The organism is Actinokineospora sp. UTMC 2448, assembly GCF_024760565.1.
Taxonomy (GTDB): Bacteria; Actinomycetota; Actinomycetes; order Mycobacteriales; family Pseudonocardiaceae; genus Actinokineospora; species Actinokineospora fastidiosa.
This window is the reverse complement of record NZ_CP031087.1, coordinates 6,704,384-6,725,343: the sequence shown is the minus strand read 5'-3', so window position 1 is coordinate 6,725,343 and position 20,960 is coordinate 6,704,384. Positions and strand designations below refer to the sequence as shown.

Annotated in this window: 16 protein-coding genes and 1 tRNA gene; 7 read left to right on the top strand and 10 right to left on the bottom strand. The window is 70.4% G+C overall.

Annotation, left to right across the window (positions count from 1 at the left end; genetic code table 11):
* Positions 1 to 3 precede the first annotated feature (3 nt).
* The 4 genes from Actkin_RS31090 to Actkin_RS31075 form a co-directional block, all read right to left on the bottom strand.
* Complete coding sequence (locus Actkin_RS31090) at positions 4 to 1,293, bottom strand: nucleotide sugar dehydrogenase (RefSeq protein WP_189209259.1); 1,290 nt, start codon at positions 1,291 to 1,293, stop codon at positions 4 to 6.
* A gap of 44 nt (positions 1,294 to 1,337) precedes the next feature.
* Positions 1,338 to 2,135 (bottom strand): isocitrate lyase/PEP mutase family protein, encoded by a 798-nt coding sequence (locus Actkin_RS31085; protein ID WP_258905218.1) that lies wholly within the window; start codon positions 2,133 to 2,135, stop codon positions 1,338 to 1,340.
* Between the two features lie 56 nt (positions 2,136 to 2,191).
* Positions 2,192 to 2,704: a ricin-type beta-trefoil lectin domain protein gene (locus Actkin_RS31080; RefSeq protein ID WP_258905217.1), complete on the bottom strand. Its 513-nt coding sequence runs from the start codon at positions 2,702 to 2,704 to the stop codon at positions 2,192 to 2,194.
* Positions 2,705 to 2,825: 121 nt separating this feature from the next.
* Positions 2,826 to 3,311: a cupin domain-containing protein gene (locus tag Actkin_RS31075; RefSeq protein WP_258905216.1), complete on the bottom strand. Its 486-nt coding sequence runs from the start codon at positions 3,309 to 3,311 to the stop codon at positions 2,826 to 2,828.
* Positions 3,312 to 3,387: 76 nt separating this feature from the next.
* Here Actkin_RS31075 and Actkin_RS31070 point away from each other — a divergent pair, with 76 nt between their 5' ends.
* Both Actkin_RS31070 and Actkin_RS31065 read left to right on the top strand, forming a co-directional pair.
* Complete coding sequence (locus tag Actkin_RS31070) at positions 3,388 to 3,846, top strand: MarR family winged helix-turn-helix transcriptional regulator (RefSeq protein WP_258905215.1); 459 nt, start codon at positions 3,388 to 3,390, stop codon at positions 3,844 to 3,846.
* Positions 3,847 to 4,358: 512 nt separating this feature from the next.
* A complete protein-coding gene (locus Actkin_RS31065) occupies positions 4,359 to 5,828 on the top strand; it encodes a TIR domain-containing protein (RefSeq protein WP_258905214.1) in 1,470 nt (489 codons plus the stop codon).
* Between the two features lie 166 nt (positions 5,829 to 5,994).
* On the opposite strand, the gene Actkin_RS31060 is transcribed toward Actkin_RS31065, so the two are convergent.
* A tRNA-Lys gene (locus Actkin_RS31060) sits at positions 5,995 to 6,067 on the bottom strand.
* An 11-nt stretch (positions 6,068 to 6,078) separates the two neighbouring features.
* Complete coding sequence (locus Actkin_RS31055; protein ID WP_258905213.1) at positions 6,079 to 9,474, bottom strand: indolepyruvate ferredoxin oxidoreductase family protein; 3,396 nt, start codon at positions 9,472 to 9,474, stop codon at positions 6,079 to 6,081.
* A gap of 137 nt (positions 9,475 to 9,611) precedes the next feature.
* On the opposite strand from Actkin_RS31055, the gene Actkin_RS31050 reads away from it, so the two are divergent.
* From Actkin_RS31050 to Actkin_RS31035, 4 genes are all read left to right on the top strand, one after another.
* Positions 9,612 to 10,097 (top strand): Lrp/AsnC family transcriptional regulator, encoded by a 486-nt coding sequence (locus Actkin_RS31050; protein ID WP_189209275.1) that lies wholly within the window; start codon positions 9,612 to 9,614, stop codon positions 10,095 to 10,097.
* Positions 10,098 to 10,170: 73 nt separating this feature from the next.
* Positions 10,171 to 10,758, top strand: coding sequence for a hypothetical protein (locus Actkin_RS31045; protein WP_189209276.1), 588 nt, complete (start codon positions 10,171 to 10,173; stop codon positions 10,756 to 10,758).
* A gap of 3 nt (positions 10,759 to 10,761) precedes the next feature.
* Positions 10,762 to 12,765, top strand: coding sequence for an SPFH domain-containing protein (locus tag Actkin_RS31040; protein WP_189209277.1), 2,004 nt, complete (start codon positions 10,762 to 10,764; stop codon positions 12,763 to 12,765).
* Positions 12,762 to 17,591 carry a DNA repair ATPase gene (locus tag Actkin_RS31035; RefSeq protein WP_258905212.1) on the top strand — a complete coding sequence of 1,610 codons (4,830 nt, stop codon included), beginning with the start codon at positions 12,762 to 12,764 and terminating at the stop codon, positions 17,589 to 17,591. The genes Actkin_RS31040 and Actkin_RS31035 overlap by 4 nt, the downstream gene beginning before the upstream one ends.
* Here the strand turns inward: Actkin_RS31035 and Actkin_RS31030 are convergent.
* The 3 genes from Actkin_RS31030 to Actkin_RS31020 are packed head-to-tail and all read right to left on the bottom strand — an operon-like array spanning position 17,563 to position 19,632.
* Positions 17,563 to 17,946 carry a VOC family protein gene (locus tag Actkin_RS31030; RefSeq protein ID WP_258905211.1) on the bottom strand — a complete coding sequence of 128 codons (384 nt, stop codon included), beginning with the start codon at positions 17,944 to 17,946 and terminating at the stop codon, positions 17,563 to 17,565. The two genes, Actkin_RS31035 and Actkin_RS31030, sit on opposite strands and share 29 nt — an antisense overlap.
* Before the next feature lies 1 nt (position 17,947).
* Positions 17,948 to 18,439 carry a hypothetical protein gene (locus tag Actkin_RS31025; RefSeq protein ID WP_189209280.1) on the bottom strand — a complete coding sequence of 164 codons (492 nt, stop codon included), beginning with the start codon at positions 18,437 to 18,439 and terminating at the stop codon, positions 17,948 to 17,950.
* A 50-nt stretch (positions 18,440 to 18,489) separates the two neighbouring features.
* Positions 18,490 to 19,632 (bottom strand): FAD-dependent oxidoreductase, encoded by a 1,143-nt coding sequence (locus tag Actkin_RS31020; protein ID WP_258905210.1) that lies wholly within the window; start codon positions 19,630 to 19,632, stop codon positions 18,490 to 18,492.
* Positions 19,633 to 19,685: 53 nt separating this feature from the next.
* On the opposite strand from Actkin_RS31020, the gene Actkin_RS31015 reads away from it, so the two are divergent.
* A complete protein-coding gene (locus Actkin_RS31015; RefSeq protein ID WP_258905209.1) occupies positions 19,686 to 20,252 on the top strand; it encodes a PadR family transcriptional regulator in 567 nt (188 codons plus the stop codon).
* On the opposite strand, the gene Actkin_RS31010 is transcribed toward Actkin_RS31015, so the two are convergent.
* Complete coding sequence (locus Actkin_RS31010; RefSeq protein WP_258905208.1) at positions 20,249 to 20,911, bottom strand: DUF5134 domain-containing protein; 663 nt, start codon at positions 20,909 to 20,911, stop codon at positions 20,249 to 20,251. The genes Actkin_RS31015 and Actkin_RS31010 overlap by 4 nt on opposite strands.
* Positions 20,912 to 20,960 lie beyond the last annotated feature (49 nt).

Below are 20,960 nucleotides of genomic sequence, written 5' to 3'. Positions count from 1 at the left end.
GGGTCAGGCCTTGCCGATGACGCGGTAGGCCACGCCCGGCCAGCGGTCCGCGGAGCTGACCCGCCTGCCGTCGATGAAGGTGCGCACGCCGGGCAGCTGGTCCGGGCCGAACTCGCGGTACTCGGCGTGGTCGGCCTGCACGACGGCGGCGTCGACCTCCTCGCCGGGGTGGTACGGCTCGAAGCCGAGCTTGCGCAGCTCGTCGTCGCTGTAGAGCGGGTCGTGCACCAGCGCGGTCGCCCCCCGAGCGGTCAACGCCGCGACCGTCGCGAACACGCCGGAGAACGCCGTCTCCTTGACCCCGCCGCGGTAGGCGGCGCCGAGGACGGCCACCCGCGCGCCGTCGAGCGGACCGTGCGCGCCCTCCAGCAGGCCGATCGTGTAGTCGGGCATGCCCGCGTTGGTCTCCCGCGCCGCGCGCACGACGGTGGCGTCCGGGTCGTTCCACAGGTACAGCCGCGGGTACACCGGGATGCAGTGCCCGCCGACGGCGATGCCGGGCTGGTGGATGTGGCTGTACGGCTGGGAGTTCGACGCCTCGATGACCTGGTAGATGTCCACGCCCGCGGTCGCGGCGAAGCGGGCGAACTGGTTGGCCAGGCCGATGTTGACGTCGCGGTAGGTCGTCTCGGCCAGCTTGGCCAGCTCGCTGGCCTCGGCCGAGCCGAGGTCCCAGACGCCGTTGCCGCGCGGCAGGTCGGGGCGCTCGTCGAAGTCGAGCACGGCCTCGTAGAACGCGACCGCCTTGGCCGCGCCCTCCGGCGACAGGCCGCCGACGAGCTTGGGGTACTTGCGCAGGTCGGCGAAGACCCGGCCGGTGAGCACCCGCTCGGGGGAGAACACCAGGTGGAAGTCGACGCCCTCGGTGAGCCCCGAGCCCTTCTCCAGCATCGGCTTCCACCGGTTGCGGGTGGTGCCGACGGGCAGCGTGGTCTCGTAGGACACCAGGGTGCCGGGGGTCAGGTGCCGGGCCAGCTCCTCGGTGGCCGCGTCCATCCAGCCGAAGTCGGGACGGGCCTCGTCGTCGACGAACAGCGGCACGACCAGCACCACCGCGTCCGCGCCGGGCACGGCGTCGCCGTAGTCGGTGGTCGCGCGCAGCTTGCCCGCGGGCACGAGCGCGGACAGCTTCTCCTGCAGGTGCGCCTCGCCGGGGAACGGCTCGACGCCCTGGTTGACCTGCGCCACCAGGTCGGCGTTCACGTCGACGCCGACGACCTCGTGCCCCTTGTCGGCGAACTGGACGGCGAGCGGGAGCCCGATCTTGCCGAGGGCGATGACTGCGATCTTCACCGAAGACGGTTCCTATCCTGACGACGCACGGCGGTGCCGCGAGACTACCTGCCGCCCATGAGCCGGTTCAGGTCGCCGTAGGGCTGGGCGGCGGCGATCGCCTCGAACGTGCCCGCGCCCCGCATGCGCGTCGCCGCCTCGGTCACCGCGCCGAGCGCGGCCCTCGCCAGTCCCGAGCCGGTGCTGATCCGGCGGGCGCCGAGTCGGCCCAGTTCGGCCAGGGTGAGCTGGGCGGCGGCGCCCGCAACGAGCACGTTCACCGGCTTGTCGACGGCCTGGCAGACCGCGGCGATGGCGTCGGCGTCGGGGAGGGCGGGGGCGTAGAGCACGTCGGCGCCCGCCTGCTCGTAGGCCTTCAGCCGGGCGACCGTGTCGTCGAGGTCGGGGCGGCCGCAGAGGAAGTTCTCGGCACGCGCGGTGAGCAGGAACGGCAGCCCCTTGGCGGCCTCAGCCGCGGCGGCCACCCGCTCGACGGCCACGTCGACGGGGAGGACCTCGCCGTGCGTGGCGTCCTCGACCGACCCGCCGACCAGGCCGACCGCCGCCGCCCGCCGGACGGTCTCGGCCGGGTCGTCGAACCCGTCGCCGAGGTCCGCGGTCACCGGCAGGTCGGTGGCGGCCACGATCTCGGCGGCGTTGGCCAGCGTGTCGTCGAGCCCGCACGCGCCATCGGGCACTCCTCGGGCGAAGGCGAGCCCGGCGCTGGTGGTGGCCAATGCCGGGAAGCCCAGCGCCGTCAGCAGGCGGGCCGTGCCCGCGTCCCACGGGTTGGGGATGACGAACGGCTCGTCGGCCTCGTGAAGGGCCTTGAACGCGAGGTGCTTGCTGTGTTGGTCGGCCACGGCCGCACCGTACTACCGGGGCACGACAGCGACCGGGCGGTCGGAAGGCGGGCTGATCACCACCAGTGCTGATCGGCGGCCTGCTCGTCGCAGGGGGCGGTGACCGCCTGGACCTCCTGGTCGCCCCGGACGGCGAGGCAGAGGTCCGACTTGTAGTTCTGATAGCGGAAGGCGTCCCATTTGTCGATGTATTCGATGCGCCAGATGCCGTCCGCGTACAGATAGCCGTTCGCGGGGCCGCATACGGTCGCGATCACGGTTGTCGGCTCGTATCCGCGCGCCACGACGCACAGTCGTGTCAGGACGTTCTGAACGCGCCAGAGATTGGCGTCCTCGTCGACGGGGATCAGCCGCCAGTATTGGTCCTCCCAGACCGTGCCCGCGCTGTAGTCGCAGGTGGACTGGATGACCGGGCGCTCGCCCGCGCCCTGACGGGACACGAGGCAGAGATGGGAGTCCATGTTGCGGATGTGGTGGCCCTGGGTGTCGACGCCCTGCGCGGGAGCGGCGGTCAGACCGGTCGCCGCCAGGGCCGCGAGGACACTGACCGCGAGTTGACGAAGTCTCATGAAATGCTCTCCTTCCACCGTTATCGGCCGGTGGGGATAAGGGCTCATTTCACGGCTCGTCTGCAGATGTGCCGAGCCGGAGTCTAATTGCCGCAGGCCCGCCTGTCCGGTTCCGATCGCGCTAAGCACCCGAACGGGACCGGCGGTCCGCGTCCCATTCCGGGCGGTCGACGAAGTGCACGTCGAAGCGCTGGTGGATGCGGGCGACCTCGTCCTCGGGCAAGGTGCCGTTCAGGATCTCCGGCAGCATCCGGAAGTACGCGAACCGCTCGACGCCGGGCGCCAGCGTGATGAGGACGTCCGCGGGAGAGTCCGGCGCGGCGGCGAAGGCGTGCGGCGTGCCCGGCGGGATGACGACGTAGCCGCCCTGGCCCACGGTGACGAGTTCGGTGTCGATCAGCATCCGCAAGGCCCCGCTGATCACGTAGAACGCCTCCGCTGACCGCTGATGGAAGTGCGGCTTCGCCCCCGCCGCCCCGGCCTCCAACGAAAGCCGGTTCGCGCCCAGCATCCCACCGGTGTGGCTGCTGTCGGCCAGCAGCCACAGGTCCGGCTCGGTCACCCGCTCGACATCCTCGGCCTGAACCACCCACGCGTTGTCGACCATCACGCCCCCTGATAGTTGAAGTCTTCAACCACGCTAGGTCGAGATGGTTGAAGGTGTCAACTGCTACCCTCCCCGAATGACCGACTGGCTCGACGCGGACCAACAACGCGACTGGCGGGCGTTCATCGAGGGATCGATCCGCCTGATCGACCTCATGGACCGCACCCTGCGCGAGCGCCACGGCCTCACCCTGGCCGAGTTCGAGATCCTGGTCCGCCTCTCCGAGGCCGAGAACCAGTCGATGCGCATGGCCGACCTGGCCGAACGCGCGTACTACTCCCGCAGCCGCCTCTCCCACCGCATCCGCACCATGGAAGCCCGCGACCTGGTGACCCGAACCCAAACCCCCGAAGACAAACGCGGCGTCATCGCCCGCCTCACCGAAACCGGCGCCGCCACCCTCCACCAAGCCGCCCCCACCAACCTCCACACGGTCCGCACCCACTTCATCGACCTACTCGACCCCGCCGACCTGCAAGCAGTCGGCCGAGCCATGAGAGCCGTCACCGCCAACCTGAACAACTGTCCGATGTAGACAGAAACTAACCCCTGTGGTCACCGAGCGACTTGGGCAGGCAAAAGTGACCGGTCGCCGGGAGTTGGACTCTAACCGTCGAGGTCGTAGGTCGCCGAAGACACTTAGCACTGTCGGTTAAGGATAGTCCACATTATGCGTCTTGATCGATGGTCCGTGCTGTGCGCATTTTCCGACCGGTCGCCACATGCTGGCAGTTGTCGAGGGAACTCGCCGGTTCGGACCTAAGCGCATTCAAGGGAAGCGTGATCCGTGTTAACACCCGGGGCCACTATGCGGATCATACTGCGGCTCGTGTCGGTACGAACGGTCGAAGAACCTTTTCCTAGTACCGATCGAGTCGCGCAGGTCTCGAGCTCCGGAGCTATACCGCCTGACGTGTGGGGAACGGGTGTTGCTCATTCATTGCAGGGCCTGAGTGAGGTCAGAGAATACCGAGCTATGCGTTCAATCTGTCGACTAGAAACGCAACCGTCTTCACCGATGCCCTTGACTGGGGGTATCTTGTACTGGTGGCGACCCTTCTCCTCGAAGACGTTTTCAAGACTTCCGGCGTTCCATCCCATACCTTCGTGCGACCCTCTGAGTTCAATCGGCTCAAGGTGGCGCTTCGTTCGCTTGGTCGCGGGGTGGTCATCGAGGGCCCATCCGGGATCGGGAAGTCTACGGCGGTGTTGAATGCGCTGAAGGAGATCGGGTTTGAGAGTGACATGCTCAAATTGACCGCCCGGCGCAAAGCCGACGTCGAACTTATCGAAGCGCTGCCGGAGATGATCCCGTTCGGGACAGTTCTAATAGATGACTTCCATCGCCTGAGCGAGGACACTAAGGCGGCCTTGGCCGATCTCCTCAAGATTCTGGCCGATAACGAAGAGCTCGATAGCAAGCTGATCATTATCGGCATCAATCAAGCGGGCCAGTCTCTAATCTCATCATCTCCGGATCTCTCAAATAGGATAGATGTGGTCCGCTTCGAGGTGGAGCCAGACTCGAAGGTGTCCGAATTGATATCTAAGGGTGAAGCCGCACTCAACGTAGATATTCGGCTCAAAGATAGCATCATCTCGGAAGCAAGGGGAAGCTTCTATCTCGCGCAGATCCTGTGTCATGAGGCGTGTGTTCAAGCCTCGGTAATAGAGTCCCAGTTCGACTGTACAGAGATCTCGACGCCCTACTCGTCGGTCAAACGAAGGGTGATTGATCGCCAAGCTGACAAATTTGGGGCGACGGTTAGGAACTTCGCCCGCGGCACTAAGTTTCGTCCAGGTGGCCGTGCCCCGTATCTGCACATTCTTAAGTGGTTGGCCGAGGCGGATCAGTGGTCACTCTCCTTGCGTGAGGAAGTCAAAAAGAGGCCAAAAGAAAAGGCAAGTGTACTCATGGTCCTCCAACAGGGCTTCCTTCAGCGGCTAACGGAGGATGCTGACATCTCTAATCTTCTTCACTTCAATCCCGAAAATGGAATCCTATCAGTTGAGGATCCATTACTGGTCTTCTATCTGAGGAACCTAAACTGGGCAGACTTTGTTCGTGACGTAGGATTTACAAATGTCAACTATGATCACGAGTATGATGTGGCACTGTCGTTTGCTGGCGAGGATCGAAAGTTCGTTGAACATCTTCGCGATGAGATTCAAGATAAAGGCCTTGTGGTGTTCTATGATTTCACCGAGATGTATCGGATTGTCGCGAACAATATTGAAGAGTACATGCGCCCAATCTATGATTCAGGTTCGCGTTATGTCGTTGTGGTGATTGGTGAAAGCTACAGTAAAAAGCGGTGGACAATCTTTGAGGCGAACGAGTATATGCACCGCATAAAACAGGGGGCGGTAATACCTGTGATTTCTCGGAACGTTGAACTCGGCGCGACTGACCAACTTCGTGACATCGCCCATCTGGACTTCGATCCTGATGGTGATCTTGCCGCTCAGGCCAAGGAGATTGCCGAAGTGGTTGCTAAGAAGATCGACGATATGTGATCTTAGTCACTCTGACTCCGCTGCTGGGCCTATGAGGCGCTTGTGTCGGAGCTGCCCCTAGAAGCCGAGATACGCGAGCCAGACTACGCGCACAGCCCGCCGTCACGTATCCAGCGGCCCGCTGACCTTGACACCACAAGGCCCCAGGCGCTGACCTGGGGCTTTGTGGGCCGCCTGGGGCTCGAACCCAGAACCTACGGATTAAAAGTCCGCAGCTCTACCAATTGAGCTAACGGCCCGCGCCCTCATCCTAACGGGGTGCCGTGGCTGGCTCCGGGGCGGCTTGCAGGGTGGACTGGAGGGCGGTCGTCGTCTCGCGGTAGCGGGTGATGGCGGCCTCCTTGATGTGCTCGTAGCCGCGGATCTCCTCCGGGGCCGCTGCCAGGGCGAGGACCGTTGGCCTCGTCGACGGGGTCAGGTGGGTCAGGGCGGCGCGCATCATCGTCTTGTACTCGGTGATCAGGGCGCGCTCGGTCTTGCGGAGGGTGGCGTGGCCGAAGGGGTCGTACCACTTGCCTCGGACGGCCCGCATCGCGCGGAGGGTGCGGAAGGCGGGGCGGGCGGTGCGGCGGAGGGTGATCTTGCGGCGGAGGCCCATCGCGCGCAGCAGGGGTGGGTGGAGGGCGTAGGCGACCTGGGTGCCGGGGCCGAACACCGTCTCCGCCGAGGTGTCCGCCAGGTGCAGGCGGGCGACCTCGTACTCGTCCTTGTACGCCATCAGCTTGTGCAGGCTCCGCGCGACCGCGGTGGCGACGTCCGGGTCGACGGCGGCAACCTCGCGGACGAAGGCCAGGTAGTCCTCGGCGTACGCCAGGTCCTGGTAGCCGACCAGGTCCGGCACGCGGATCTCCAGCAGGCGGCGGAGCTCCCCGGTGAAGTCGTCCAGCGGCAGGGGCTGGGGGACGGCCACCGGCTCCGGCTCAGCGCCCGCCAGCCACGACGGGTCGGCAACCGCGGCTCGGCCCGCGTGGAAGGCGGTGATGGACATCTCGACGCCCGTGCCGTTGAGGCGGATGGCCTCCTCGATCGCCGCCGCGGTGAGCGGGATCAGGCCCGACTGGTACGCCGCGCCGACGACCAGGAAGTTCGCCGCGACCGTGGTGCCGAACAGGCGCTCGGCCAGGTCGAGCGCGTCGAACGCCTGCAGGGACGCCGTGCGCGCGGCGATCGCCGACAGGAGTTCGTCGCGGCCGGGGTAGCGGGCGCCGGTGTCGACGACCATCCGGCCGGTCGGCACCTCCGAGGTCGACACGACCGCCGCGGTCCGGGTCGGCGAGCAGCGGCCCAGGTTGACCGGGGACGTCGCCGCCAGCGCGTCGAACACCAGGTACGCCGACGCGCCGCCTGCCGGGATCAGGCCCGGGTGCCCGGTCGGCTCCGCGGTGATCCGCAGGTGCGACACCACCGCGCCCGCCTTCTGCGACAGCCCGGTCTGGTCCAGCGCCCGCGCGTCGAGACCGCTGAGCAGGGCGGCGGTGGCCAGGACCTGGTTGACGGTCACCACGCCCGTCCCGCCGATGCCGACCATCACCAGCTCGGCCGACGACGGCAGCGCGGGCTCGGGGACCGAGGGCACCGCCGCCAGCGACCGCCGCACCGGCTTGCCCGGGGTCACCGTCATGAACGACGGGCAGTCGCCCAGCAGGCAGGAGTAGTCCTTGTTGCAGGAGGTCTGGTCGATCTGCGTCTTGCGCCCGAACTCGGTGTCCACCGGCTCGACGCTCAGGCAGTTCGACTTGCGCCCGCAGTCGCCGCAGCCCTCGCACACGGCCTCGTTGATGTAGACCCTGGTCACCGGGTCGGGGGCCGTGCCGCGCTTGCGCTTGCGCCGCTTCTCCGCCGCGCACTCCTGGTCGTAGAGGATCACCGTCACGCCCGGCACCTCGCGCAGCTCGCGCTGGATCTCGTCCAGCCGGTCGCGGTGCGCGACGCGGACGCCGGGCGCCCACTTGACCCCGCGCGGGTACTTGCCGGGCTCGTCGGTGACCACGACCGTCCGCACGACGCCCTCGGCGTGCAGGAGGCGGGTGACGGCGGCCGGGTCGATGGAGCCGTCCGCGTGCTGGCCGCCCGTCATCGCGACGGCGGCGTTGTAGAGCAGCTTGAACGTGATGTTCGTGCCCGCCGCGACGGCCTGGCGCACGGCGAGGCTGCCGGAGTGGAAGAACGTGCCGTCGCCGAGGTTCTGGAAGAAGTGCCGGGTGCCGGTGAACGGCGCCGCGCCGACGAAGCTGACGCCCTCGCCGCCCATCTGCGTGAACCCGACGCTGCGGTCCATGAACGTGGTCATCGCGTGGCAGCCGATGCCCGCGCCCGCCAGCGACCCCTCGGGCAGCTCGGTCGAGCGGTTGTGCGGGCAGCCGGAGCAGAAGAACGGCGTGCGGTTGACCGGCGTCAGCGTGAGCGCGGGCGGCCGGGGCCGCTCGGGCAGCTCCGCGCCGACCCGCTCGGCCAGGAACCGGCCGAGGCCGGTGATCAGCCGGTCGGCCTCCAGCGCGCCGTGGACCGGGATCAGCGCGGAACCCCCCGGTCCCCGCTTCCCGTACACCGCTGGCCGGGACGCGCGGTCGAACAGCGCCTCCTTGACCAGCGTCTCGACGAACGCGCGCTTGTCCTCGACGACCACGATCTCGTCGAGGCCGTCGGCGAACTCGAACAGCGTCTCCCGGTCGATCGGGTGCACCATGCCCAGGCACAGCAGCCGCACGCCGCGCCGCTCCAGCTCGGGCCCGGTCAGGCCCATGCGGTCGAGGGCGTCGCGCAGGGAGGCGTAGTTGTGGCCCGCCGCGATCAGCCCGAGCCGCGCGCCGTCGCCCGCGCCGGTGATCCGGTTGAGCCCGTTGGCCCGCGCGAACACCTCCGCGGCCGCGAGCCTGCCCTCCAGCACCTCGTGCTCCAGCGCGATGGCCTCGGGGATGCCGACGCCGGGCTTGTGCGTGGGCCGCCACGGCCGCCCGTTCCACTCGAACTCGGGAACGACCACCGACGGTCGGGCGGACAGGTCGACGATCTCGTACGCGTCGCCGATGTTGGTCACGACGGTGAACCCGACCCAGCTCCCGCAGAACCGGGACAGCTCGAACCCGTAGCGGCCCAGCCGGATCACGTCGGCGACGTCCACCGGGGAGAGCACCGGAAGGTACGACTCCGCCAGCGCCATCGCCGAGTTCGACGGCAGCGACGAGGACTTGCACGCCGGGTCGTCACCGGCCACCACGAGGACGCCGCCGCGCGGGGTCGTGCCCATCCACGTGCCGTGCTTGAACGCGTCCACCGAGCGGTCCACGCCCGGCGCCTTGCCGTACCAGAGGCCGAACACGCCCTCGTACGACGGGTCCGGCAGCTGCGGGGCCAGCTGCGAGCCGTAGACCACGGTCGCGCCCAGCTCCTCGTTCACCCCGGGGATGAACTTGATGTCGTGCTCGCCCAGCAGCGCGGCGTTGCGCTCCAGCACGAGGTCGAGCCCGGCCAGCGGGGAGCCGCGGTAGCCGGAGACCAGCCCGGCCGTCTTCCAGCCGCGGGCGGCGTCGGCCCTGCGCTGCTCGACCAGCAGCCGACCGAGCGCCTGAACGCCGGTCATCGCGCCCACGCCGTCGGCCCGGCCCAGCACCTCCGCAGGGTGGTAGCCCGCCAGGAGCTGCGTCATCGACCTCACACCTCTCCACAAACACCGCACGCTTCCGGACAGACAATGCGACCTGCTGAGCGAAATGCAATACTCCGGCAGAGTAACTGAGCGGTTTGCTCAAAAGCGCGTCGACCAGCGCCCGGAGGTTGAGCAGGATGGCCGACTGGAACCGCCTCGACCTGCGGGTCATCCGCGAGCTCGTGGCCAGCCCCCGGGTCGGCGTCACCGAGCTGGCCCAGCGCCTCGGCGTCGCCCGCAACACCGCGCACGCCCGGGTCGCCCGGCTGGAGCGGCGCGGCGTCGTCGGCCAGCGCGGCCGCTCGGTCGACTACACCGCCCTCGGCGTCGAGGTGACCGCGTTCGTCACCATCCAGGTCGCCCAGGGCAGGCTCAAGGGCGCCGTGGAGGACCTGGCCGCCCTGCCGTACGTGCTGGAGGCGCACGGCATCGCGGGCGACGGCGACCTGCTCGTCCGGGTGGCCGCGCGCAACACCCGCCACCTGCACGAGGTGATCAACGGCGTGCTCGCCTGCCGGGGCGTCATCCGCAGCACCACGGCCGTCGCCATGACCGAGCAGATCGCCTACCGCGTGGCGCCGCTGCTCGACGACCTGGAGCGGACGTCGCCGGAGCCCGAGTGAGTTTCACGAAAACCCCACACGCGCGCCCGCGCGGCGGGTAATCTCCGCCGCAACAGGGGCGGAAGGGAAGCGGATGGGCGAATTCGTCGACACGGTGCTGCGCTTCCCCGTGGTCGTGTTGACGTTCGCGCTCGTCGTGGTGGTCTGCTTCTGGCTGCTCGTCCTGTTCGGAGCGTCCGATGTGGAGGCGCTGGAGCCGGTCGACGCGCTCGGCCTCGGCGGGGTCCCGGCCACCGTCGCCCTGTCCATCACCATCATCGTCGCCTGGTTCACGAGTCTGGTGGTCACCGTGCTGCTCGATGGGCTCGACCCGACGCTGGTCACCGTGCTCGGGATCGCCGGTCTCGCCATCGCGGTGGTCGTGGGCCTGCTGGTGACGCGCCTGATCCTCATCCCGCTGCGCAAGGTGCTGCCGGACGCCCCGGCCGCGTCCCGCCACGACTTCGTCGGCCTGGTCTGCGTGGTGCGCACCGGGCGGGTCGACACGACCTTCGGCCAGGCCGAGGTCACCGCGGCCGACGGATCGTCGGCCATCGTGCAGGTCCGGATGGCGGGCGAGGACCCGCTGCCCTCGGGCCGCACGGCCGTCATCTACGACTACGACGCCGACGGCGAGTTCTTCTGGATCGCCCCGGTCGATCTCGATTCCACAAGGGACTGATTCATGGAACCGATCTCCATCGGCGCGGGCATCGCCATCGCCGCGCTGCTGCTGCTCGCCGTCGTCGGGCTGTTCGTGGTCAGCAGGCTGTTCCGCAAGGTCGAGCAGGGCAAGGCGCTGATCGTCTCCAAGGTGCGCAAGGTCGACGTGACCTTCACCGGCGCCGTCGTGCTGCCCGTGCTGCACAAGGCCGAGCTGATGGACATCTCGGTCAAGACGATGGAGATCCACCGCGCCGGACGCGACGGGCTGATCTGCCGGGACAACATCCGCGCCGACATCCGCATCACGTTCTTCGTGCGGGTCAACAAGACCGTCGAGGACGTCATCAAGGTCGCCCAGGCGATCGGCACCGCGCGGGCCAGCGACGAGACCACGCTGCAGGCGCTGTTCAACGCCAAGTTCTCCGAGGCGCTCAAGACCGTCGGCAAGCACCTGGACTTCGTCGACCTCTACACCAAGCGCGACGAGTTCCGCGACCAGATCATCCGGGTGATCGGCACCGACCTCAACGGCTACAGCCTCGAGGACGCCGCGATCGACTACCTGGAGCAGACCCCGCTGTCCTCCCTCGACCCGGCCAACATCCTCGACGCGCAGGGCATCCGCAAGATCACCGAGCTGACGGCGATCGAGCACGTGCGGACCAACGAGTACCAGCGCAACGAGGAGAAGGAGATCACCAGGCAGAACGTGGACGCCAAGGAGGCGATCCTCGAACTGCAGCGCCGCCAGGCCGACGCCGAGATCAAGCAGAAGCGCGAGATCGAGACCATGCGCGCCCGCGAGGAGGCCGAGATCGCCAAGGTCCAGGCCGAGGAGCGGCTCAAGGCCAACACCGCGCACCTGCGCACCGACGAGTCGCTGGGCATCCAGACCGAGAACCAGCAGCGCGAGATCGCCGTGGCGGCCAAGAACCGCGAGCGGGTCATCGCCATCGAGTCCGAGCGCATCGAGAAGGACCGGCTGCTGGAGGTCATCGCCCGCGAGCGGGAGACCGAGCTGTCGCGGATCGCGGCCAGCAAGGAGGTCGAGGTCGAGAAGCGCTCGGTCGCCGAGGTGGTCCGCGAGCGCATCGCCGTGGACAAGACCGTCGCCGAGCAGGAGGAGACGATCAAGCGGCTGCGCGCGGTCGAGGAGGCCGAGCGCAAGCGCCAGGCGCTGGTGATCCAGGCCGAGGCCGAGGCGCAGGAGAACCTGGTCAAGGACATCAAGGCCGCCGAGGCCGCCGAGGTGGCCGCCAAGCACCGGGCCCGCGAGGAGCTGACCCTCGCCGAGGCCCGCCAGCAGGCCGCCGAGCTCGACGCCCGGGCCAAGATCCGCCTCGCCGAGGGCGAGCAGGCGCAGGCGGCGGCCGAGGGGCTGGCCGCGGTGCAGGTCCGCGAGCGCGACGCCGCGGCCATCGAGAAGGTCGGCCGGGCCGAGGCCGCCGTCGCCAGGGAGAAGGCGTTGGTCGAGGCCGAGGCGATCAAGGAGAAGCTCAAGGGCGAGGCCGAGGGCCTCACCGACAAGGCGGGCGCGCTGGCCGCGATGGACCAGGTCACCCGCGAGCACGAGGAGTACCGGCTGCGGCTGGAGGCGGAGAAGGAGATCCGGCTGCGCGGCATCGACGTGCACAAGGAGGTCGCCGAGGCGCAGGCCATGGTGCTCGCCGCCGGGCTGGAGAAGGCCGACATCGACATCGTCGGCGGCGACACGATGTTCTTCGACCGGCTCGTCGGCGCGGTCGGCATGGGCAAGGCCGTCGACGGGTTCATGGACCACTCCGACACCGCCCGCACGCTGGCAGGCCCGTGGCTCAACGGCCAGGCCAGCTTCACCGACGACCTCAAGGGCATGCTCGGCGCGTTCTCCAGCGAGGACCTGAAGAACCTGTCGGTGTCGGCGCTGCTGCTCAAGATGATCAACTCCGGCGGTGGGGACGCGGCCAAGCTGCAGGAGCTGCTGGGCCACGCCCAGCGGCTCGGGGTGGCCGACGCGCCGGTGGCGACGCTGGCCGCGCGGTGAGTGCCCCGACCCTGGACGCGGGCACCTACGAGGTCCTGCGGGCCCGGCTCGGCGAGCAGGCCGCCGAGCTGGCCCGCCGGGCCGACGCGCTGAACACCCGGCGGCTGGCGGTCTTCGGCGGCGCGGAGATGCGGCTGGTCGGCACCGACCGCATCCGCACCGAGCACAACTGCGTGCCGCGCGACATCGTGCAGGTCGGCGGGCTGATGCTGTTCGGCTACAACGTGTTCATCGGGCTGAAGCCGGAGACCGCGGTGGCCGACGTGTTCGGCCTGTACCGCTTCGCCCGCGACGGGGACGCGTTCCGGTTCGAGCAGGCCGACCCCGGCGAGCTGCCCGGGCTGCTGGCCGATCCGGGGTTCGCCCGCGACTTCGGCGAGCTGTACCGGTACTACCGCGAGACGCGGCTGCTGCAGCTGCGCAACCTCGACGGGAAGCTGCTGGCGGTGTTCCAGACCGGTCCGCGCACCTCCGACGCGAAGGTGCTGCGCTGGTCGACGAACCCCGTCGCCTACCTGGACAACCGAGGCGAGCGCGACCACGTCTTCCCGCCAGCGCACGACTTCGAGTGGGTGGAGACGACCCGCGAGGACCACGTGCTCGGCCGGTTCCCGCACATCTCGATCCTGGGGAAGGTGTTCGTCGAGACCGTCGGCGGGAACCTGACGGTCAAGGTCGAGGACAACACCGAGACCGGCGAGGGCGTCTACACCGAGCCGGTCGTGGAGAAGCTGCAGAGCCTGGCCGACGCCGACGTGCACTACGCCGAGGTCGGGTCGCTGATCCTGATCCGCGTGCGCCCGTACAACGAGCCGGAGTGGCGCCACCTGGTGTTCAACACCCACACCCGGTCGGTGGTGCGGCTCGACGGGATCGGGCAGGCCTGCCAGCGGCTGCCCGAGGACCAGGGGATCATCTTCCCCGGCGGGTACTACCTGGCCACGGGCGTGCACCGGACGTTCGACACCGACGTTGCCGACCTGGAGTACGAGCGGGTCATCCGCTCCCCCAACGGCGAGGACGTGCTCTACGCCTTCCACGCCCGCGCCGACGGGCGCACGCTGCTGCTGCCGTACAACGTGATCCGCAAGGAGGTCGCCGCGCCGCTGGTCTGCCACGGGTACTCGCTGTTCGAGGACGGCACCCTGGTGGCGTTCCGGGCGACGTCGGAGGAGCCGACGCGGGTCCACCCGATGCAGGTCTGGCAGACGCCGTACCAGTCCGACACCTACGCGGCGGGGCAGCCGGTCGGGTCCGGCCCGCTGGAGCGCGTGGGCAACCCGGACCTGGTGCGCGGCATCTCCGACTGCCTGTCGGTGGCGCGGATGGTCGCGGAGATGGCGCCGTCGGTGCCGGTGTACGAGGCGCTGATCGCCGCGTGCGCCCGGGTGTTCGACCACTACCACTGGCTCGGCGACACCGAGCTGGGCGACCTGCGCGAGCCGCTGACCGCGATGCGGGCCACGGCGGAGCAGGTGCTCGACGAGTTCGAGACCGTGCAGGCGCTGACGTCGCAGGCGGCGGCCGCGCTGGCCGAGGTGTCGGAGTCGGTCGCGTCGCTGGTGCGCACGTCCCGGGGTGAGGCCCCGAAGACCGCCGACGACTGGGTGGCCCAGCTCGCCTCGCTGCGCCGCGCGCAGGGCCGCGTGGTCACCCTGCGGGACCTGCGCTACGTCGACCTCGCGGCCGTGGACGGCCTGGAGGAGTCGCTGACCGGCGAGCTGGCCTCGGCGGGCAGGCGCGCGGTGGAGTTCCTGCGCGGGCCCGACGCGTTCGCCGCCTACCACGAGCAGGTCGACGCGCTGACCGCCCAGGCGGCCGGGCTCGCGACGGTCGCCGAGGCCGAGCCGGTCGCCGAGCGGCTGACCGCGCAGGCCGAGGGGCTGGAGATCGTCACCGAGGTGGTCGGCTCGCTCGACATCGCCGACGCGACCGTGCGCACCGGCATCCTGGAGCGGGTCGGCGAGGTGCTGGCCGGGGTCAACCGGGCCAGGGCCACGCTGCGCTCCCGGCGCGACGAGCTGCTCGCGCTGGAGGGCCGCGCCGAGTTCGCCGCCGAGTTCGCGCTGCTCGGGCAGGCCATCACCGCCGCCATCGCGGCCGCGGACACCCCCGCGCGCTGCGACGAGCAGCTCGGGCGGCTGATGCTGCAGGTGGAGAACCTGGAGTCGCGCTTCGCCGAGTTCGACGACTTCCTCGCCCAGCTCGTCGACAAGCGCACCGACGTCTACGAGGCGTTCTCCGCGCGCAAGCAGGCGCTGATGGACGAGCGGGCGCGCCGCGCGGACCGCCTGGCGGCCTCCGCCGAGCGGGTGCTGGCCTCGGTCCAGCGGCGGCTGGCGGCGCTGTCCTCAGCAGACGAGATCAACGCCTACTTCGCGGGCGACCCGATGATCGCCAAGCTGCGGTCGGTCGCCGACGAGCTGCGGGCGCTGGACGACCAGGTCCGCGCCGAGGAGCTGGAGGGCAGGGTCAAGACGGCCCGCCAGGAGGCCGGGCGGTCGCTGCGGGACCGCCAGGACCTCTACGGCGCCGACGGCGAGACCCTGCGCCTGGGGCGGCACACGTTCGCGGTGAACACCCAGCCGATCGACCTGACGCTGGTGCCGCACGACGACGGCCTCGCGTTCGCGGTCACCGGCACCGACTACCGCTCCCCGGTGCGCTCGCCGGAGTTCGCCGCGACCCGCGAGTTCTGGGACCAGCTGCTGGTGTCGGAGTCCGCCGAGGTCTACCGCGCCGAGCACCTGGCGGCGTCCCTGCTCCACGCCGAGCGCACGGGCCCGCTCGCCGACGTGGTGCGCGCGGCCGCGGAGTCGCGCTACGACGAGGGCTACGAGCGCGGCGTCCACGACCACGACGCCGTGCTGATCCTGGAGGCGCTGCTGCGCCTGCACGCGGGCGCCGGGCTGCTGCGGTACCCGCCCGCCGAGCGCGCCGCGGCGCAGCTGTTCTGGACGTTCGGCGCCGACGACGACGCGCGGGCGCGATGGGCGGTGCGCGCGTCCTCGCTGGCCAGGGCGCGGGCGGCGTTCGGCAGCGCGCCCGCGCTGGCGCACCTGGTCGCCGCGCTCGCCGAGGTGATGCGCGGCTTCCTCGACCTGCCCGTGGACTTCGACCTCGCCGCGGAGTACCTGGTGGAGGAGCTGGCCGACGGGCCGACCGGGTTCGTCACCGGGGCGTCCGCGCGGTCGCTGGTCGAGCGCTTCCACGCGTCGCTGAGCGCGGAGGACGAGCGCCGCTTCGCCGAGGACGTGCGGGCGCTGACCGACTTCCCGACCCGGCACCAGCTGGTGGCGGCCTGGTACGAGGCGTTCGCCGGGAACGCGCCGGACGTGGCCGAGGCGGTCGCCATCGAGCTGTGCGGCGACCTCGTCACGCGGCACGACTCGTCGGCGGCGCTGTCGGAGCAGGTGACCGGCCTGCTGGGGACGCACCCGAGGATCGCCGACCGGACGCTGACCGTGCGGCTGGACGAGTTCCTGGTGCGGACCTCGCGGTTCCGCGAGAAGCGCATCCCGGCCTACCGGGCGTATCAGAAGACGCGCGCGGCGCTGGTGGAGGCGGAGAAGCGGCGGCTGCGGCTGCCGGAGTTCCAGCCGAAGGTCATGAGCGCGTTCGTCCGCAACCGCCTGCTCGACGAGGTCTACCTGCCGCTGATCGGGGACAACCTGGCCAAGCAGCTGGGCGCGGCGGGCGCGGGCAAGCGGACCGACCAGATGGGCCTGCTGCTGCTCATCTCCCCGCCCGGCTACGGCAAGACGACGCTGATGGAGTACGTCGCCGACCGGCTCGGCCTGGTGTTCGTCAAGGTCAACGGCCCGGCGCTGGGGCACGCGGTCACCTCCATCGACCCGGCCGAGGCGCCCAACGCGACCGCGCGACAGGAGATCGAGAAGATCAACTTCGCGCTGGAGCTGGGCAGCAACGTCCTGCTGTACCTCGACGACATCCAGCACACCAACCCCGAGCTGCTGCAGAAGTTCATCCCGCTGTGCGACGCGCAGCGCCGGATGGAGGGCGTGTGGGACGGCGTCACCCGGACCTACGACCTGCGCGGCAAGCGCTTCGCGGTGTGCATGGCAGGCAACCCGTACACCGAGGCGGGCCAGCGCTTCCGCGTCCCGGACATGCTGGCCAACCGCGCCGACGTGTGGAACCTCGGCGACGTGCTGTCCGGGCGCGAGGAGCTGTTCGCGCTGAGCTACATCGAGAACTCGCTGACCTCGAACCCGGTGCTGGCCCCGCTGTCCACCCGCGACCGCGCCGACATCGGCCTGTTCGTCCGCCTCGCCCGCGGCGACGAGTCCGCCCGCGCCGACCAGCTCGCGCACCCGTACTCCGCGGTCGAGGTCGAGCAGATCGTGTCCGTGCTGCGGAAGCTGCTGCGCGTGCAGGAGGTCGTGCTGGCGAACAACAAGGCGTACATCGCCTCCGCCGCCCAGTCGGATGCGGCGCGCACCGAGCCGCCGTTCGGCCTGCAGGGCTCCTACCGCAATATGAACAAGCTCGCCGAGCGCATCGTCCCGGTCATGAACGACGCCGAGCTGGAGGCCGTCATCGACGACCACTACCTCGGCGAGGCGCAGACCCTGGCCGCGGGCGCGGAGGCCAACCTGCTGAAACTGGCCGAGCTCCGCGGCCGCCTCGACCCGGCGTCGGCCGCGCGCTGGGCCGACGTCAAGGCCGCCTACCTGCGCACCCAGGCCCTCGGCGGCGCGGACGACGACCCGATGACCCGCGCCGTCGGCGCCATGGGCCTGCTCGCCGACCGCGTGGGCGCCATCGAGGCCGCCATCACCCGCGCGAGTCGACGGGAGCCATGAACTCCAACCGGTTCCCGACGCCGTCGGTGGTGTAGAAGCGGCGGAACCCGGGGAAGCCGTCGTCCCACTCGACGGCGACCCCGGCCGCCGCCAGCCGCGCCGCCACGGCGTCCACATCGGACACGAGGATGCCGGGGTGGGCCTTGCGCGCTGGCCGGAAGTCCGCCTCGACGCCGAGGTGGATCTCCAGCCGGTCCAGCCGCACCCACAGCCCGCCCCGCGCCGCCAGCGCGGGCGGCTTCGCCACCTCGCGCATCCCCAGCACGCCGACGTAGAAGGCGCGGCACTCGTCCTCCGCGCCCGGCGGGATCGCCAACTGCACGTGGTGCAGTCCGAACTCGACCCGCTCGTCCACGTCAGTACCTCGGCGGGTAGGGCATGGGGGCCGGGTAGGCGGGGAAGCGGGGCTTCGAGCGGGTCCAGGCGAAGGTCGGCGGCAGCAGGGACATGACCAGCGTGACCAGCGCGAGGACCAGGCCGACGAGCGTCAGCACGTGCAGGTAGAAGCCCGACAGGATGAGGTACATCAGCTGCAGGGCCAGCAGCAGGAACGCGCCGATGGCGGTCAGGATGGGCCCGGCGACCGCCCTTGCGAAGATCACGATCGCGCCGATCAGCAGGAGCAGCGCGGCCAGCGGGAGCACGACGACCGGGATCATGTGGATGCCGACCAGGCAGGCGATGCCGCAGCCCTCCAGCAGCCACCAGACCTGCATGTAGATGTTGTAACCGCAGTAGACCAGCAACAACAGGGCGAAGACGCCCGCGGTGACGGCCGCGCCGCCGCTGGGCGAGCGCGGCGGCATCGGCGGCGGCCACGCGCCGGGGGGCTGCGGGTAGTAGGTCACGGCGGTCATTGTGCACGGGAGCGCGCCCGCGCCGGACCCGAACGGGTGGATCAGACGCGGTGGTCCAGCAGCCAGGACATGTCCCGGGTCGGCAGCATCCGGATGGCCAGCGGCAGCAGCAGGCGGCCGAAGACGCCGGGCGCCTTGACGTCGCCGTTGCGCTTGCCCATGCGCACGACCTTCTCCACCCGGGGGCGGCGCAGTCGCTCGTACTCGGCGAACGCGGTGGGCCGGTCCGACCGCAGGCAGCGGGCGAGGGTGACCGCGTCCTCGACGGCCATCGACGCGCCCTGGCCCGCCGCGGGCGAGGTCGCGTGCGCGGCGTCGCCCACGATGACCATCCGGTCCCGGTGCCAGGTCGGGACGGTGGGGAAGTCGTAGGTGGGGTACGGCGCGACGATGTCGGCGGTGGCGTCGATCAGGGCCTGCGCCGGGAGGTCGTCGCCCGCGTAGACCTCGCGCAGCCGCCCGCGCCAGTCGGTGATCGCGGCGAGGTCGGCGCGGGTGGGCTCGGTCCTGCTGGGCACGTTGGCGAACCACCAGACCGAGCCGTCGGGGTGCGGGAGGTAGGCGAAGAACGCCCGCCTGCCGAATCCCATGTAGGCGGTCCCCGGCTCGCCGGGCACGCGCACGCCGCGGGCGTAGCCGCCGGTGTTGAGCAGCGGGACGTAGCGCGGGGCGGGCGCGGCCGGGTCGATGACCGTGCGCACGGTCGAGCGCAGGCCGTCCGCGCCGATGAGGAGGTCGCCGGTGGCCGTCGTGCCGTCGGCGAAGCGGGCCGTGACGCCCCTGGCGTCGGATTCGGCGCCGGTCATGCGCTTGCCGTACTCGACCGGGATGTCCTGGCGCCGCACCTCGTCGCGCAGCACCCGGTACAGCGCGGCGCGGGTGATGGTGACCGTGCTCGGCATGCGCGGATCGGTGCTCGACATTGGGAACCAGCCCAGCTCGCGCGCGCCGAGGCTCAGCCGCATGCGCGGGGTGACGAAGCCCGCGGCGGCCACCGGCTCGGCGAGGCCGAGCGTTTCCAGGGCCGACAGGCCGTTGCTCGCCAGGGTGAGGAACGCGCCCACGCCGTCGGCGGACTCGTCGTACGCCTCGTGGACCACCGGGTCGAAGCCCGCCTGCCGCAGGGCCAGCGCGGTCACCGGTCCGGCGATGCCGCCGCCGATGACGAGGATTCGCTTAGTCATGACATCACTATACATAAAATGACTAGGCCGCCGAGGCCGTTAAGGTCCTCGGTATGGGAAGGTCGCGCTCGCCGCTGGCGCTCGTGCTGCTGGTGCTGCTCGCCGAGGAGCCCGCGCACCCGTACCGGATGCACGAGCTGATCCGCGCCCGCGGCAAGGACCGGGTGGCCAATGTGGCCTCGCGCAACAGCGTCTACCAGGCCGTCGAGCGGCTGGAGCGGCTCGGGCTGATCGCGGTGCGCGGCGTCGACCGGGACGCCGGACGCCCGGAGCGCACCGTCTACGAGCTGACCCCCGACGGCACCGCCACAATGCTCGACTGGCTGCGCGGCATGCTCTCCGAGCCCGCCGTCGAGTACCCGGAGTTCCCCGCCGCCCTGGCCTCGCTGCTGATCCTGCCGCCCGCCGAGGTCGCCGACCTGCTCGACCGGCGCGCCGACGCCGTGGAGAGCGCGCTCGACGCGGCGAAGGCCGAAGTGGACGGTCTCGGCCTCGCCCGGCCGTTCCTGCTGGAGGAGGAGTACGCCCAGACCGTGGGCCGCGCCGAGGTCGCCTGGCTGCGCGGCGTCGTCGCCGACCTGCGCTCCGGCACGCTCACCTGGCCTGCCGACTGGACCTAGAGGAGCGTGGCGAGCATGGCCGCCATCCCGGCCGACATCGCCAGCTGCGCCCACGCCGCCCGGCGCCCGCACGTCAGGATGTCCCGCGCGCCCGGGGACCGCAGCGCGGCGCGCAGCAGCGGCAGCGCCGTCACGACCAGGGCGGCGATCAGCGCCCAGCCCAGCAGCGGGAGCGCGGCGCGGCCGGTGTGCGGGCCCGGCGTCCACGCGGCGGCCATCGCCGAGGGCGAGTGCGGCACGGCCGTCAGCATGTAGACCATCGCCGCGGCGCCCAGCGCGTGGTGCAGGGCGGACCCGTGCCAGCCGACCCGGTCGACCGGGTGCCGCAGCCGGTAGGCCCACGCGCCGAGGAACCACGCGGTGATCAGCACGAACGCGGTCTGCCACGCGGCCATCGGCAGCGGGCCGCCGACGGGGGACGCCATCACCGCCATCCCGACGCCCATGAGCACGTGGGCGACATCGACCGCGCGGTGGCAGCCCGGGTAGCCGGGCCGCGACGCCGCCGCGACCAGCCGCGCGACGCCGTAGCCGCCGACGGCCAGGAAGCCCGCGACGCCGGTCCAGGCCAGGATCAGCACACCGGAACTGTCCCAGCGCGCCAGGGTGACGCGCCAGAGCGCGACGAGGCGATCGCGCAGCGCAGCGGCGTCACGCACGGTGGCGGCGGGACCCGGCGAGGGGCTAGGTTCACCGGGTGAAGGTCCT